Source organism: Ruegeria sp. CE9, assembly GCF_056537425.1.
The window spans coordinates 159,429-174,462 of the sequence record NZ_JBQFRO010000002.1 but is presented as its reverse complement, the minus strand read 5'-3'; the positions used below and the strand labels follow the sequence as shown (position 1 = coordinate 174,462).

The 15,034-nt window shown below is 59.7% G+C and carries 18 protein-coding genes; 12 read left to right on the top strand and 6 right to left on the bottom strand.

All coding sequences use genetic code 11. The features are described 5' to 3' along the window. Position 1: 1 nt before the first annotated feature. Positions 2-814, bottom strand: a complete 813-nt coding sequence (locus tag ACR0B3_RS05395) for a protein-disulfide reductase DsbD domain-containing protein (RefSeq protein ID WP_480808172.1) — start codon at positions 812-814, stop codon at positions 2-4. 148 nt (positions 815-962) lie between these two features. On the opposite strand from ACR0B3_RS05395, the gene ACR0B3_RS05390 reads away from it, so the two are divergent. Then, the gene (locus ACR0B3_RS05390; RefSeq protein ID WP_480808171.1) at positions 963-1,517 is read left to right on the top strand and encodes a YqgE/AlgH family protein; all 555 of its coding nucleotides are present in this window, start codon (positions 963-965) and stop codon (positions 1,515-1,517) included. Here the strand turns inward: ACR0B3_RS05390 and ACR0B3_RS05385 are convergent. Beyond that, complete coding sequence (locus tag ACR0B3_RS05385) at positions 1,514-2,461, bottom strand: L-threonylcarbamoyladenylate synthase (protein WP_480808170.1); 948 nt, start codon at positions 2,459-2,461, stop codon at positions 1,514-1,516. The two genes, ACR0B3_RS05390 and ACR0B3_RS05385, sit on opposite strands and share 4 nt — an antisense overlap. A gap of 132 nt (positions 2,462-2,593) precedes the next feature. On the opposite strand from ACR0B3_RS05385, the gene ACR0B3_RS05380 reads away from it, so the two are divergent. From ACR0B3_RS05380 to ACR0B3_RS05350, 7 genes are all read left to right on the top strand, one after another. Then, positions 2,594-4,297, top strand: a complete 1,704-nt coding sequence (locus ACR0B3_RS05380; RefSeq protein ID WP_480808169.1) for an acyl-CoA dehydrogenase family protein — start codon at positions 2,594-2,596, stop codon at positions 4,295-4,297. Further along, a complete protein-coding gene (locus tag ACR0B3_RS05375) occupies positions 4,297-5,343 on the top strand; it encodes an MBL fold metallo-hydrolase (RefSeq protein WP_480808168.1) in 1,047 nt (348 codons plus the stop codon). The genes ACR0B3_RS05380 and ACR0B3_RS05375 overlap by 1 nt, the downstream gene beginning before the upstream one ends. 4 nt (positions 5,344-5,347) lie before the next feature. Continuing rightward, positions 5,348-5,797 carry a DUF6173 family protein gene (locus ACR0B3_RS05370; RefSeq protein ID WP_170685244.1) on the top strand — a complete coding sequence of 150 codons (450 nt, stop codon included), beginning with the start codon at positions 5,348-5,350 and terminating at the stop codon, positions 5,795-5,797. A gap of 64 nt (positions 5,798-5,861) precedes the next feature. Further along, positions 5,862-7,700 (top strand): glycerophosphodiester phosphodiesterase family protein, encoded by a 1,839-nt coding sequence (locus ACR0B3_RS05365; protein WP_480808167.1) that lies wholly within the window; start codon positions 5,862-5,864, stop codon positions 7,698-7,700. Next, positions 7,687-8,241: a hypothetical protein gene (locus ACR0B3_RS05360; RefSeq protein ID WP_480808166.1), complete on the top strand. Its 555-nt coding sequence runs from the start codon at positions 7,687-7,689 to the stop codon at positions 8,239-8,241. The genes ACR0B3_RS05365 and ACR0B3_RS05360 overlap by 14 nt, the downstream gene beginning before the upstream one ends. A gap of 68 nt (positions 8,242-8,309) precedes the next feature. After that, positions 8,310-8,444: an aa3-type cytochrome c oxidase subunit IV gene (locus ACR0B3_RS05355; protein WP_170685247.1), complete on the top strand. Its 135-nt coding sequence runs from the start codon at positions 8,310-8,312 to the stop codon at positions 8,442-8,444. Positions 8,445-8,467: 23 nt separating this feature from the next. Further along, positions 8,468-9,100 carry a hypothetical protein gene (locus ACR0B3_RS05350; protein WP_480808165.1) on the top strand — a complete coding sequence of 211 codons (633 nt, stop codon included), beginning with the start codon at positions 8,468-8,470 and terminating at the stop codon, positions 9,098-9,100. On the opposite strand, the gene ACR0B3_RS05345 is transcribed toward ACR0B3_RS05350, so the two are convergent. Then, on the bottom strand, positions 9,089-9,421 hold the full coding sequence (locus ACR0B3_RS05345; protein WP_480808164.1) for an AzlD domain-containing protein: 333 nt from the start codon (positions 9,419-9,421) through the stop codon (positions 9,089-9,091). The two genes, ACR0B3_RS05350 and ACR0B3_RS05345, sit on opposite strands and share 12 nt — an antisense overlap. Further along, positions 9,418-10,128, bottom strand: a complete 711-nt coding sequence (locus ACR0B3_RS05340) for an AzlC family ABC transporter permease (protein ID WP_480808163.1) — start codon at positions 10,126-10,128, stop codon at positions 9,418-9,420. Before ACR0B3_RS05340 ends, ACR0B3_RS05345 begins: the two co-directional genes overlap by 4 nt. Here ACR0B3_RS05340 and ACR0B3_RS05335 point away from each other — a divergent pair. Genes ACR0B3_RS05335 through ACR0B3_RS05320 form a run of 4 tightly spaced genes read left to right on the top strand, consistent with a single transcriptional unit; the run spans position 10,127 to position 13,467 of the window. Beyond that, positions 10,127-11,068 carry a formate dehydrogenase accessory sulfurtransferase FdhD gene (locus ACR0B3_RS05335; protein WP_480808162.1) on the top strand — a complete coding sequence of 314 codons (942 nt, stop codon included), beginning with the start codon at positions 10,127-10,129 and terminating at the stop codon, positions 11,066-11,068. The genes ACR0B3_RS05340 and ACR0B3_RS05335 overlap by 2 nt on opposite strands. Next, on the top strand, positions 11,061-11,717 hold the full coding sequence (mobA, locus tag ACR0B3_RS05330) for a molybdenum cofactor guanylyltransferase MobA (RefSeq protein ID WP_480808161.1): 657 nt from the start codon (positions 11,061-11,063) through the stop codon (positions 11,715-11,717). Before ACR0B3_RS05335 ends, mobA begins: the two co-directional genes overlap by 8 nt. Further along, on the top strand, positions 11,714-12,205 hold the full coding sequence (mobB, locus tag ACR0B3_RS05325) for a molybdopterin-guanine dinucleotide biosynthesis protein B (protein ID WP_480808160.1): 492 nt from the start codon (positions 11,714-11,716) through the stop codon (positions 12,203-12,205). Before mobA ends, mobB begins: the two co-directional genes overlap by 4 nt. Beyond that, entirely contained in the window at positions 12,202-13,467 is a 1,266-nt protein-coding gene (locus ACR0B3_RS05320) for a molybdopterin-binding protein (RefSeq protein ID WP_480808159.1), read from the top strand. The genes mobB and ACR0B3_RS05320 overlap by 4 nt, the downstream gene beginning before the upstream one ends. Here the strand turns inward: ACR0B3_RS05320 and ACR0B3_RS05315 are convergent. Both ACR0B3_RS05315 and greA read right to left on the bottom strand, forming a co-directional pair. After that, positions 13,464-14,456, bottom strand: coding sequence for a hypothetical protein (locus tag ACR0B3_RS05315; RefSeq protein WP_480808158.1), 993 nt, complete (start codon positions 14,454-14,456; stop codon positions 13,464-13,466). The genes ACR0B3_RS05320 and ACR0B3_RS05315 overlap by 4 nt on opposite strands. 15 nt (positions 14,457-14,471) lie before the next feature. Further along, complete coding sequence (gene greA, locus ACR0B3_RS05310; protein WP_170395722.1) at positions 14,472-14,942, bottom strand: transcription elongation factor GreA; 471 nt, start codon at positions 14,940-14,942, stop codon at positions 14,472-14,474. Positions 14,943-15,034 lie beyond the last annotated feature (92 nt).

Genomic DNA, 15,034 nt, shown 5'->3' with positions numbered 1-15,034 from the left:
GTCAGCCAGCGCTGCATCCCCGGATATCCACAGCGTGGTTTGCGCCAAGAACGGTGATCCGCACTTCGGAGCGATCCAAGGCAAATGGCCCACCCGAGGCACTGATAACCTCCGAGCTGGTAATCAAAGTGTTGCCTTTGCGGCGCGTTTCTGGCTGCGAGGCCCAAAGCGTCGGGTTGCCCGGCTCGATTACCGCAAACTCGGCCCCGCCAGCGGACGGCATGGTGATATGCGCCTCGATCTGCATGCCGTCCGCCGTGGGTGTTAGATGGCAGGTCGCGTCTGCCACCCCGGCCTCACGCTCGGAAAACGGGCGCTGGGCCAGAGCCGCCGCGATGGCCGGATTGCGCCCGGCGTCGGCGTCCAGCGTGTGGTCGATATCCAGCCGACCCGGCACGCAGACATCCTTGCACACGCCTAAATCCATCTCACCACGCAAACGCACGGGCTTTGCCGGATTTTTAGGAGTGATTTCGACCGGCAAAACCAGTTGGTCTTCGTATCCGACCGAGCGCAGACCGTTCTGGTCGAACACATGCGGCGCGGGCCAGGTGATCGCGATATCCGCGATATTGCCCGAGCCATTCCAGTCGAATTGCGGCGGGATACCTGCATCGCCAGGTGCACGCCAATAGGTTTTCCACCCGTCTTTGAGCGTCAGGCGCAAAGCGCCCTGATAGGTGCCTTTGGCGGTTTTACCGCCATCCAAAACCTCAAGCTGCACCAGATTGTCGACCCCTTGAGCAAGGGCAGGGGCGCTGATGCACAGGCTGGTGGCAAGCGTGGCCACAGTGGATAACCAGAGTTTTCTCATAGGCAGAACATGCGCATTCCGGGCCTGAATGCCAAGTCACGTTCCGGTCACCTCGCTGAAATGCGCGGAAATCCCTGCAGGTCCCTTGCCAATCCCCGGCTCGCAGGGTCATTCTAGGGGTATCCGATGGCGCAAGAGATTTCTGCTGATGGACCTTACGGGAAAACTGTTAATTGCAATGCCCGGCATGGGCGACCCGCGATTCGAGCATTCGGTTGTTTATATCTGCAGCCATGGTGACGATGGCGCGATGGGTTTGATTGTGAACAAGCCCTCGGACCTGCGGATCAAGACACTGCTGGAACAGCTCAACATCCCATGTCGCATTCCGGTTATCGGCGAACGTTTGGTGCAGTTTGGCGGCCCGGTTGAGATGTCGCGCGGCTTCGTCCTGCACAGCGCGGATTACGAGGCGAACCTGCATTCGATGCAAATCTCCGACGATTTCAGCATGACCGCAACGCTGGATGTGCTCGAGGATCTGGCTTCTGGCAAAGGGCCGCTGAACTCAATGCTGACACTGGGCTATTCCGGCTGGGGGCCGGATCAGCTTGAGGATGAGATTGCCATGAATGGCTGGCTGACCACCGAGGCGTATTCGAAACTGGTCTTCGACGTACCAGATGATGAGAAATGGGAGGCCGCATTGGCGACCCTTGGGGTTGATCCGCTGACACTGTCGGCCAGTGCAGGTCGCGCCTAGTCGCGTGGAGCTGCCGCTCGGCGCAGGCGGTCGTTGATTGCTGCACCCAGTCCAGTGTCAGGTATCAGGGATACGGCAATTGGCCGCCCGGTTTCGTTCAGCTTGTGCAGCGCTGCGAACAGATTGGCAGCGGCCTCGGGCAAGTTGCCGTTTTCGGACAGGTTCAGATCGCAGGGGACCGGACCAAAACCCAACAAAACTTCATCGCCTTGGCGCGATTCGGCATTCAGGCGCACCGGCGCATCTGGCGCGTAGTGCGATTGCAACTGCCCCGGTGCGGTCAGCAGATCACCCGGCTGGTGATGATGCAGTTCCGTCTGCAGCACCTCTTCGACCTGCTCCAGTGCAACACCCCCCGGGCGCAGCAGGGCCGGGGTGCCAGCCAAGCCCACAATTGTGGATTCAAGACCGACCCCGCAGGGCCCATCATCCAGAATCGCCGCGATGCGTCCTTTAAGCCCTGCTCGGACATGGTCTGCGGTCGTTGGGCTGATCTGCCCGGACGGGTTGGCCGAAGGGGCCGCAACGGGGCCGTCAAATTCCGCCAGCAAGGCGCGCGCTGCCGGATGTGCAGGCACGCGAACGGCCAATGTATCCAAGCCCGCTGTGACCAGCGATGAAATTCCATGGTCCGCGCGCAGTGGCAGAACTAATGTCAACGGCCCGGGCCAAAAGGCCTGCGCTAGTTGCTCGGCCTGATCGGTCCACTCAACAAACCGTTTTCCTGTCTCGGTTGAGGCGATATGGGCGATCAGGGGGTTAAAGCTGGGTCGCCCCTTGGCCTCATAGATCGCGGCCACGGCCTCACCGTTCCGTGCATCACCACCCAAGCCATAAACCGTCTCGGTTGGGAAGGCGACCAACTGACCCTGCCGCAACAGATCAGCGGCTTTGGTGATGCCGTCGGCGTCTGCGAATAAGTCTTGAGTACCGAGAAGGGTCATAAGTCGTGACGCCGCGTTTTGGTTGCTTGCAGTTCAGGTCACGGTAGGTAATCGTGCCAGCCCAGATGAATACCGGCGTGGGGCCGGGATTCCAACCCCACGCTTTGAACCTGATAGAACCAGAGGGAAACAATGCCCTATCGTGCCCCGATCTCAGACTATGAGTTCCTGTTCCGCAACGTGATTGGTTTTGACCAGATCGCCGCGACCGAGAGGTTCTCGGACGCCAGCGAGGATGTGGTCAGTGCCATTCTGACCGAAGCCGGGAAGATGTGTGAAGAGATCATGGCCCCGCTTCAACGCCCCGGTGATCTGGAACCGGCCCGATTGGAGAATGGCGTGCTGCGGACGTCTCCGGGCTATGCGGAAGGGTGGAAAGCAATCGCCGAAGGCGGCTGGATCGGGATGAGCGGTGACCCCGAATATGGCGGCATGGGCCTGCCTATGACCATGACCACTGCCGTGAACGAGATGATGAGTGCAGCCTGTCTGTCGTTGCAACTCGCCCCTTTGATGACCCAAGGCCAGATCGAGGCGCTGGAGCATCACGCAAGCGATGAACTGAAAGCGATTTATCTGCCCAAGATGATGGCGGGCGAATGGTCGGGCACCATGAACCTGACCGAACCGCAGGCCGGATCGGATGTGGGCGCGTTGACATCGAAGGCCGAAGATAACGGCGATGGCACTTATTCGGTGACCGGCCAGAAGATTTACATCTCGTGGGGTGACAACGACTTTACCGAGAATGTCTGCCATTTGGTTCTGGCCCGTCTGCCCGATGGCGTGCCGGGCACCAAAGGGATTTCGCTGTTTCTGGTGCCAAAATACATCCCCGACGAAAACGGTAATCCAGGTGTTGCCAACGATTTGAAAGTCGTCTCGCTGGAACACAAGATGGGCCTGCATGGCTCGCCCACCTGCGTGATGCAGTATGACGGGGCCAAGGGGTGGCTGGTTGGCAAGGAGCATGGCGGTATGGCCGCGATGTTCACCATGATGAATAACGCGCGTCTGGGCGTTGGCGGCGAAGGTGTGGGTGCGGCCGAAGGGGCTTATCAGCATGCTTTGGCCTATGCGCTCGAACGCAAGCAGGGCAAGACGCCCTCGGGTACGATCATCGACCATGCGGATGTGCGGCGGATGCTAATGAGCATGCGCGCGGATGTATTTGCCGCGCGGGCGATCATGCTGGCCAATGCCGCTGCGATTGATATGGCGCAGGCCACGGGTGAGGCCGATTGGGCGGCGCGCGCGGCGCTTCTGACACCGATCTGCAAGGCTTTTGGCACAGAGACCGGAATGCGCGTCTCTGAGACAGGGGTGCAGGTGCATGGCGGCATGGGGTTTATCGAAGAAACCGGCGCGGCACAGTATTACCGTGATGTCCGCGTGACGGCGATCTATGAAGGCACCAACGGCATTCAGGCCATGGATCTTGTGGCGCGTAAGATGATGGATGGGGGTGAGGCGGCCTCGAACCTACTGGACGAGATCGAGGATCAGGCTGAAAAAGCCCGTGCCACGATGCCTGAACTCGCGGGTCCTGTTTGGGAAGCCTCCGAATCACTGCGTGAGGCGACCGAGTGGGTCGTCGCGCAATCAGATATGAACAACCGGCTTGCCGGTGCGTCAGCCTATCTCAAGGCTTTTGCCCGCATTCTGGGTGGGCATTATCACCTGTCTGCAGCTCTGGCTGACCCCGAAGGCCCGCGCGCAAAACTGGCGCGGTATTACATCAATGCGCTGCTGCCCGAGCATACGGGCCTACTGGCGCAAGCGCAGAACGGGGCGGATGACCTCTATGCGCTCAGCGCTAAGGAGTTGGCAGTCTGATGGATGGCCAGGCCCCACAAGTGATGCGATACCCGTGGGAAGAACCGCCCGCGCCCGGCGAATGGGTCGAAGTCGCCGAAGGGGTTCTGTGGATCAGGCTGCCTTTGCCTATGGCGCTGGATCATGTGAATGTCTACGCGCTGGATGACGGCGACAGTTGGACCCTGGTCGATACGGGGCTGTCTTCAAGGAAAACGCGCGCGATCTGGCAAACCCTGATGGAAGGCCCATTGGCCGGCAAACCCGTTAGCCGGGTTGTCGTCACCCATCATCACCCCGACCACATCGGCAATGCGGGCTGGTTCCAGTCCGAACATGGCACCGAGCTAGTGACCAGCCGCACTGCGTGGCTGTTTGCCCGCATGCTGACGTTAGACGTTCAGGAAAACTGGCCAAAAGAGACGCTTGAATATTATCGCAGTGCTGGCATGGATGCGGATGTGTTGGCGGGCCGGATGGCCGAGCGCCCGTTCAATTTTTCCGACACCGTTTACCCGATGCCGCTGGGCTTTACCCGAGTGAAACAAGGCGATGTGATCCGCATAGGCGGGCGCGACTGGGATGTTCATATGGGCAACGGCCATGCGCCCGAACACTGCACGTTCTGGAGCCGCGATGACAATCTGGTGCTGACCGGCGATCAGATCCTCAGCTCGATCAGTTCGAATTTGGGCGTCTATGCGACCGAGCCGATGGCCGATCCTGTGGCTGACTGGTTGGAATCCTGCGAACGCCTGCAACCATTGGCCCGACCAGATCATCTGGTGTTGGGCGGGCACAAATTGCCCTTTACCGGGCTTCCGATCCGGATGCGACAGTTGATTGACAATCACCACGGCGCGCTGGACCGGCTGCTGAATGACCTCGACCAACCCAAAACCGCCGCTGACTGCTTTGCCCCGCTATTCAAGCGACCGATCAAGGCGGGCGAGTATGGCCTCGCGCTGGTTGAGGCGGTTGCACATGTAAACCATCTCTACCACATTGGAGCTGTCACCCGGACGCGCCGCGCGGACGGGGCGTGGGAATATCAGCGCAAAGGGTAGAGCAATGGACAAGATCGAAACATCGGCCGAAGCGGCGGAATCAGCGGCACTGCCTCGCTGTTATGAAGTCCATGCCAACCCCGATACTGCCTCGGGGCAAAAGGACCTGCCCAAGCCGTTGCAAAAGCCGGTAGAAACCAAAAGCCCCGCGCAATGGGCTTATGAACGCCTGATCCTCTACATCCAGAATTTCGAGAAAACGCTGGACGGCGATCACGAGGTTGCCATGGGCTTTACCGGTGGCGACGCAGGTGTCATGCGCATCGAAGGCATGGGCTATTTCGATCCCGATATCATCACCTTTTACGGCTCGGATGGCGGCGGAGCCAAGACCCAGCTGGTCCAGCATGTCAGCCAGTTGAACGTGATGCTGCGCGCCTTGCCCAAGACGGTCGAGGACAAACCGGCCAATCGGATCGGTTTCCGCTTGGCGGCTGATCTGGAAGACAGCTAACGCGCACTCTTGCAATTCACGCTTTCGCAGCCTTGAATGAGTTCACCATTCAGGAGGGCGCCGCGTGACCAATTTCTCAGCCGTTACAACTGCCTATCGTGGCGCCTGGACCCGGCGACGGGTCTTTGTGCCGATCTATCTGGCGGTGCGGCTATTGTTGGTCGCCCTGATCGCCCCGGGTGTGGCGATTGCGGTCAATTTCGCAGTTTCCCTGTCAGATCAATCGGCCCTGACAGATCAGGACATCGCCATGTTCCTGCTGTCGCCTGCCGGATTCATCGCAGCGGTAGTGGTGCTCAGCTTGTTCCTGCTTGCCGAGGTTTTTGTCTTCTCGGTCATGGCCGGGTCGCTGCGCATGGGTGAGAGCGACCCGTGGCGCGCTGGCAGTGCCTCAATCCGGTTGATCCTAACACGCCTGCCTGCGCTATTCGAATTTGCCGCGCGGTTCATTCTGCGTGTCTTGCTGCTGGCGCTGCCCTTCGTTGTTGTGGCTGGTGTGATCGCGTGGTGGACGCTGACGGAATATGACATCAACTATTACCTGACCTTCCACCCACCATCCTTTTGGGTCGCCGTGGTGTTGATCGGGTTTGTAGTGCTGTGTCTGGCCTGGGTTCTGATCCGCAGGCTTTCAGCCTGGGCGCTGGCGCTGCATCTGGTGCTATTTGAGGGCAGCAAATCGAAAGAAGCATTTGCAAGCAGCGCGGATCGGATGGAGGGCAAACGGGGCCGCCTCAAGATCGAGCTTGGACTCTGGCTTGCCATGCGCATTGTCATTGCGGCCCTGATTGCGGGCGTTGCCGGGGTCCTGTTCGATCTGGTGCCATTGCAAGAAGGGACCAACCTGCGTTTTGCGCTGATCCTCAGCCTGATCGTTGCGGGCTTGTGGTCACTCGCGGGGCTTGTTCTGGCAGCTGTTGCGCTGGGTGCATTGGCGGTGCTGCTGGATGGGTTCTTCGACGCTGATAGCAAAGAGGTGCCGCATCCCGAACCCGGCAATCTGCGTGCGCCGGTTTATGCTGTTGTTGGTGGTGCGATTATAGCGTTGGTCATCGGGCTCTGGTTCGGGCAGGAACTGCTGACGCGCATTCAGGCGCCCGACCACGCCGATGTTATCGGCCACCGGGGGGCTGCGGCGATACGGCCGGAAAACACTATGGCGGCGGTTCTGAAGGCGATCGAAGACGGGGCCGACTGGGTCGAAATCGACGTACAAGAGACCGCGGATGGCGTGGTCATCATCGCCCACGACAGTGATTTCATGAAACTGGCAGGGGTGCCGCTTAAGGTCTGGGACGCGACAATGGAGGATGTGGCTGAGATCGATATCGGCAGCTGGTTCGGCCCGGAATATGCCTCGGAACGTACGCCCACGCTGTACGATGTATTGGAGGCTGCGAAGGGCAAGTCCAAAGTCATTATCGAGCTGAAATATTATGGCCACGACGTTGATCTTGAGAACCGCGTGGCAGCGATTGTCGAAGAGCTGGAGATGCAGGACGATATCGCCACCATGTCGCTGAAATACCCTGCGGTGCAAAAGATGAAGGCGCTGCGCCCCGATTGGCGCGCAGGGGTTCTGGCCGCGACCGCGATTGGGGATCTCTCGGGGCTCGAAGGTGATTTCGTGGCTGTGAATGCGGCGACGGTGTCGTCGGGGCTGATCCGATCTGTCCACGACGCAGGCAAGGATATCTATGTCTGGACAGTGAATGACCCGTTACAGATGTCGGCCATGGCTTCGATGGGCGTCGACGGGCTGATCACCGACCGCCCGGCCATGGCCCGCGAAGTGCTGCGGGTTCGGGCTGAAATGGGGCCGGGCGAACGGCTGATGCTTTGGCTGGCAACTACATTTGGCTTGTCGGTCGACACCTCTGAGATGCGCGATGAAAGCCCTTAAACGCGCCGCTCTTCTGATCTGCTGCGCACTTCCGGCCAGCGCGCAAGACTTGATGCGAAGCGTGGAAATGCCAGCGCATCGCGCGTTGGTAGACACCATTGTAGGCGCTGAGTTGGCCCCGTTTGAAACGGATGGCTGCTCGGGCGGATTATCGTCAAGCTGGCGTCTGGTCGCCGAGACCTTTCCCAAGTTCAGCCTGCTGTATGAGGAACATCCGCCATGGGAATATTGCTGCGTCACCCATGACCGCGCATACCATAACGCGGGTGGTGCTACGCAGGCCGAGGCCAGCTTTGACGCCCGCCTCACCGCTGACGACGAATTGCGTGCCTGTGTCCAATCGCATGGTGAAACGCATGCCGACGAATACGCCGAACGCTATGATATGACACCGGATCAGATCCGCTCGGTCCATTCAATTACGTCCGAGGCGATGTTTCTGGCGGTGCGCTTCGGGGGCGGCCCCTGCAGCGGCCTGCCATGGCGCTGGGGGTTTGGTTATCCGGGCTGCACAATCTTTGGCCCAACTGCGCGCGAATGACGTCGTGACAGGCCCGGAATTTTGCATTATCCAACATCTCAAACACGCGAATTGGGATTCTAAGACACATGGCTGATCACAAGCACGGCGAGATGGACATCACTGTTCAGACCAAAACCTTTGACGGGTTCATCAAATTCACCACTTGGTGTGTGGTGGCAATTGTCTTCCTCTGCATCTTCCTGGCAGTCTTCGCGGCGTAATCGGTTTTTCGAGGCGCGTCCCTGTGATCAGGATATTGATAGCCTGCCTTCTGGCAGCGACGGTTGCAGGTTGCGCTGGATCGCAGCGCCCGCAAGCCGATCCTTCGGAATTCGTTGCCCGATCCTATCGTGATCCGGGGCCTTCGACGCTGACACTCTATACGATGATCAGCACGCGCACCGGCTCGGGCGCGCATACATCGCTGATGATCAGTGGCAGCGAGCGCGTTATCTTTGACCCTGCCGGGTCCTTCCGTGCCGATGTCGTGCCGATCAAGAACGACGTATTGTATGGCATCACCCCCAATGTCGAACGGGCCTATCGCAGCAGTCACGCCCGCGAGACGCATTACGCCCGCATCCAGACCATCGAGGTAACGCCGCAACAGGCCGAGATTGCGCTGCAATTGGCCAAACAAATGGGCCCGGTTGCGGGGGCGTTCTGCGCCAACTCAACCGCTCAGCTGTTGCAGCAGGTACCGGGGTTCGAACAGATCAGCACCACATTCTATCCTGTCAAACTGTCTGATCAGTTCGGTCAGATACCGGGTGTTTTGACCACGGAATATCGTGAGAGTGACTCGGCCGATCTGCAGCAGGGCCTGGCCGAAAACAACGCGCGTCTCAACCAGCTTGAAGCGGCGTCAACCAACTAGGTAAAGCAAGGCATACAGCGTGGCTGCGCCGCTGAAGATCGCGGCCAGCACGTTCTTTGTGACATACCCGACCGTTAACGCCACCGCCGCTGCGGACATGCGCGGCAGATCCGGTTGACCGTCTGTGGCCGACGGCCACACGACCAACGGCGCAATCAGGGCCGGGATGATCGCCACCGCCGTATATCGCAAATGCCGCAACAGCCACGGTGGCATCGGGCGATCGCCAACCAAGCCGATGAAGGTGAAGCGCAGCAGATAGCTGCCAACGGCCAGTCCAATAATGATGAACCAGATGGTGGGGTCGCTGATCTGAGTCATGGCCTGCTCCGCTCCAGTATCAATTCAGCTTGCGCACCGGCAATCATGCCCGCAGCACCCGCAATCAGAAGGCCCAGATTAAACGGCACCGCCACCGTAAGCAGAGCCACCACAATCGCCACCAGTGCAGCAACCACATGCGCCAGCGTTCGCATCATCGGTCCGATCATCGCCAGAAAGGTGATGGGCAGGGCGAAATCCAAGGCCCAGCTTTCCGGTATCTGAGTGCCCAGTACCGCCCCCAAATATGTACCCAGAATCCAAAGCGGCGTGATCGGTGTGACTGAGCCCACAAAATAGATCATGCGCTGTCGCACAGACATATCAGGCTCTTTTTCGAACTGCACGATCGAGCAGGCATAGGATTGATCGACGATCAAATAGGCCGCACACGCGCGCTGCCACAATGGTGCTGCACCCAGAAACGGCGTTAGTGAGGCCGAATACATTGCAACACGCAAGTTTACAGCCAGCGCAGAAATCAGAACGATCACCGTCGGCGTATTGTCTTGCAGCAACTGCAGCGCGGTGAACTGCGCTGCCCCGGCAAAAACCGTGGCGGAAAAGGCCAATGTCTGATTGACGTTAAACCCAGCTTCGGTCGCAAAAACGCCGAACAACAGACCAAAGGGCATTGCGACAAAGACAAAAGGCGTGCCGTCGCGAAAACCTTTCCAGAAGTATGACTTGGTGGTGGCAGAGGTCATGGCTAAATCCTATGGTGTTGCGAGCAGCAGTAGCCGTCTTGGGGAGGGGTTGCAATTGGCCACGGAATTGGACCTGTCAGACTATCTTATCGCGCCCGACCCAGGTGCCGCCCGCCTGACCCGCGCGGTGCAGGGCGTGGATCAGAACGGTGAGGTTAGCCAGATATCAGTGGTTGAAGAACGTCCGCTGACGATTTTCCTAAACGCGCAGGAAATCGTGACCGCGATGACCATCGGCGACTATCCCGAATATCTTGCGCTTGGGTTTCTGCGCAATCAGGGGATGCTGCTTGCGGATGATGAGATTACGCAGGTGGACTATGACGACGATCTGGAAACTGTGGTTGTCCGCACCGCCCGTGAAACCTCGTATGAGGACAAGCTGAAGAAGAAGACCCGTACAAGTGGCTGTGCGGTGGGCACTGTGTTCGGGGACATGATGGAGGGGCTTGAGGATGTGCGCCTGCCTCAGGTCTCGGTACGCACCTCGTGGCTCTATGAACTGGCGGCTAAGATCAACCGCACACCGTCGCTGTATCTTGAGGCCGGAGCGATCCATGGCACGGTCCTGTGCCGCGAAAACCGCCCGCTGGTCTATATGGAGGACGTGGGCCGCCATAACGCTGTCGACAAGATCGCAGGCTGGATGCTGTCCGAGGGTGAAGGCGCTGCGGATAAGATTCTCTACACCACGGGCCGCCTGACCTCGGAAATGGTGATCAAGACGGCGATGATGGGTATCCCGGTTCTTGCCTCACGCTCAGGTTTCACCGCCTGGGGTGTCGAGATTGCGCGCGAAGTTGGTCTGACCCTGATCGGCCGCATGCGCGGGCAGCGATTTGTTTGCCTGTCCGGCGAAGACCGCCTGGTGCGTGACGTTGATCCGGCATCTGTTGCTGTTGAAGACAAGAAACATCGCAGGAAAAGCGCCAATGGATGAGCAAGTGCAAAAACCGTTAGGCGTGATCCTCGCAGGCGGCCTCGCGACCCGCATGGGTGGGGGCGATAAAGGATTATGGCAGATCGGCGGCGTCAGCTTGATGGATCGTGTGATCGACCGGCTACGCCCTCAGGTGGATGGGCTGGCGCTCAATGCAAACGGGGACGCGTCGCGGTTTTCCGATTTGGGTCTGCCCGTGATCGCAGATTCGATTGAGGGGTTCGCAGGACCGCTTGCCGGTGTTCTCGCTGGTCTCGATTGGGCTGCTGAACAAGGCGCGCAGTCCATCGTGACGGTTGCAGCAGACACGCCATTTTTTCCGCGTGATCTCGTGCCGCAGTTGGTACAGGCCTCCGAAGGGCAGAAACACCGGCTTGTTCTTGCCACCACACCGCGCACCGGGGAGGAGGCCCTGAAATCCGGTGGCAGCAAGCGGGTGAACCGGCATCCAACCTTTGGTCTTTGGCCTGTCGCACTGCGCGATGATCTTCGGTCGGCGCTGAGCGATGGCTTGCGCAAAGTTGTCCTGTGGACCGATCAACATGACGGGCGCGAAGCCCTGTTCCCGGCTCAGCCGTTTGATCCTTTTTTCAACGTCAACACGCCCGACGATCTGGCCCACGCCGAAACCCTGTTGGAGCAGGCATGAGACTTTACGGCGTCACCGGTTGGAAAAACGCGGGCAAAACCGGGCTGATGGAGCGGCTGGTGGCCGAGATCACGGCGCGCGGGTTTACCGTTTCCACCGTCAAACATGCGCACCATTCCGTCGATGTCGATCAACCCGGCACCGACAGTTATCGCCACCGCACAGCAGGCGCGTCCGAGGTACTGTTGGCGTCTGGCCAGCGCATCGCTTTGATGCAGGAATTGCGCGGTGCGCCGGAACCAAATCTGGATACATTGCTAGCCCGATTATCGCCGGTTGATCTGGTTTTGATCGAAGGTTTCAAACGCGAAGGCCATCCGAAGATTGAGGCATTCAGGGCCGAGGCGGGCAATCCGTTGATCGCCGCTGAAGATAGCTCGATCAAAGCCATTGCCAGTGACACACCGTTGGAAGTGGATCGCCCGGTCTTCGATCTGGACGATACAGCAGCGATCGCAGATTTCATCCTCGGGGAGGTTGGATTATGAACAAGCCGGATATCGCACCTCCGCCTCTGCGCAATGATTGTTTTGCCTTGCCTGCAGGGGTGAACTGGACGCCCGTCGATGACGCTCTGGCGCTGCTGCAGAACAGATTGACCGTCGTGACCGGGATCGAAACCGTACCGCTGATGCAAGCCACGGGCCGCATTCTGGCGCAGGATGTTCAGGCCAGGCGGTCAAATCCGTCGCTGCCGAACACCGCGGTTGATGGGTACGGATTTGCCGGACCTGCGCCGGATGGCCCCTGTATCATGCCGTTGGTCGAAGGCCGTGCCGCGGCGGGTGTTCCGTTCAGCGGTCAAGTGCCCCCGGACCATGCTGTGCGTGTATTGACTGGGGCGGCCCTACCCGAGGGTGTCGATACGGTCATTCTGGAAGAGGACGTGACGCTCGATCAGGGCCACATCGCGTTTCGGGGGCCTTTGAAACAGGGCGCGAACGCACGAAAGGCGGGCGAAGACGTGGTCGAAGGCGCGCTGGCCCTACCTGCCGGGCGGCAACTGACACCCGCAGATTTGGCGCTTCTGTCGGCGGTTGGAGTGGCCGACGTGTCGGTGCGCAAGGCGTTGCGCGTCGGGGTGCTGTCAACCGGGGACGAATTGGTTGAGCCGGGCGATACCGCCGGCCCGGGCCAGATCTATGATGCTAACCGCCCGATGCTACTGTCGATAATCGTCCGGATGGGATTTGTGCCGATTGATCTGGGCCGTGCCGAGGATGATCGCGAGGCGCTGAAACACCATCTGGATCGCGCCGCGCGTCAAGTGGATGTGATCCTGACCAGCGGAGGCGCCTCTGCGGGGGATGAAGACCATGTTTCGGCCTTGTTGCGCGAGGCTGGGGCGATGCAGGAATGGCGGGTCGCGTTGAAACCTGGTCGGCCTCTTGCGCTAGGAATGTGGGATCAAACGCCGGTCTTCGGCCTGCCTGGAAATCCGGTGGCGGCGATGGTCTGCACATTGGTCTTTGCCCGCCCTGCGCTGAGCCTAATGGCCGGGGCGGGCTGGCAGGAACCGCAGGGGTTTGACGTGCCCGCCGCGTTTGAAAAGCGCAAGAAACCGGGTCGTCGCGAATATCTGCGGGCCCGCATCCGCGATGGACGGGCTGATGTGTTCCACTCGGAAGGATCAGGCCGGATCAGCGGGATCAGCTGGGCGGAAGGGCTGGTCGAAATCGAAGATGGCGCGCGCGATATCAAGCCGGGCGATCAGGTGCGATTCATTCCCTACGGCAGCTTCGGGCTTTAGTCGAACGTCCCCGCCACGCGCCCCACCAGCATAAAGGCTCGCGCTGTGCGTGTTTCGCCTAGGGCGGTTAGTTCAGCATCGCTGGCCTCGGGTTCGAACTCGACAATCATATGGTCAAAGCGGCGCAGGAAGTGGTGTGCCGCATCACGAAAGATCGGGTCCTGCTTCATCCGCGCAGCGGTCAGGGCCAGCGATGAGCGATCCCGGATGCCACCCAGTGCAGCCACAGATCGCCCGCGCGCACCTTGCGCAAACTGCCGCCATATCTCGGGCCGGGCCATGTCGGGGCGCAGGTCGTCCATGTAGATGCCCTCCTGGCTGAGAAGGGTCAGAACGTCTTGCGAGGCCTGTACAAGCTGTGCTGCCTTACGATCTTTCAGCGCAAGGCGCAGCGCATCGAACCCCTCGGCGTCGCTTTGTGTTTCAGGGAAATTCAAGGCGCGGATAAAAATATCCGTTGGCAACGGCGGGGCGATCTCATCCGCTGGTGTGCCCAGTTCCAAACTCGTCTGATCCGCCGGTTCCGAGGTGGGTTTGCTGCCGCGTGTCGGTTCGCCGCGATTGGTCGAGAAGGTGGCCAGCGCGCTTTCGGTTTTCTTCGCGCTTTGGGCGATTTCGTCCAGCTTTTTTCCCACGGTTGGCTCATACGTGCTGGCCGCGCGCTGTTGTTGAACCACATAGCTGTTGCGGATTGCATCAATCGCAGTCTGCAACCGGGCGCTTTCTTCGCGCATGACACGGCTGGCGCGCATCGCCAGCGCAGCGACCCAGATCATTGCCACCGGCATGAACACCGCCAGGAACGTAACGATGAACCCGCCCTGCTGTGCGCCGGGCAGCACCAGAAACACAACCGACACCACCAGCCAGATTAGGCTGAGAACAAAGGCCGCAATCTCGATCTCGGTGATCGAAGGATGCGCCGGGCGGTCGTAAATTCCCAGCGAGGTCGGCTTTTCGGTTTCCTGCTCAGGTTCGGACCCTGACATGACAAACGCTCCGGATCAGGCGTATTCGATACTCAGAACTTCGTATGAGCGCACACCGCCGGGGGTGCGGACCTCGACGCTGTCGCCTTCTTCCTTGCCGATCAGGGCGCGGGCGATCGGGGATTTGATGTTCAGAAGGCCTGCTTCAATATTGGCCTCATATTCACCCACGATCTGCCAGGTCTTTTCTTCGTCGGTATCCTCGTCGACCAGCGTCACCTTGGCACCAAACTTGATAGCCCCCGACAGCTTGGCCGGATCAATGACATCGGCGAGCGACAGGATGCCCTCAAGTTCTTTGATGCGGCCCTCGATAAAACCCTGCTTTTCCCGCGCCGAATGATACTCAGCATTCTCTTTCAGGTCGCCGAGTTCTCGGGCCGAGGCAATCGCTTCGATGATCGCAGGGCGCTCGACGGATTTCAGGTTCTTCAGCTCCGCCTCGAGCGCGGCATTGCCCGAGGGCGTCATGGGGATCTTTTCCATAGTCTTGTCGTCCACGCATAAATGTTACGCCCCGCCGCACAAAAGCGTCGGGGCGAAGGATGGGTTGGCATTTACCTGACCCAAATGGAGCG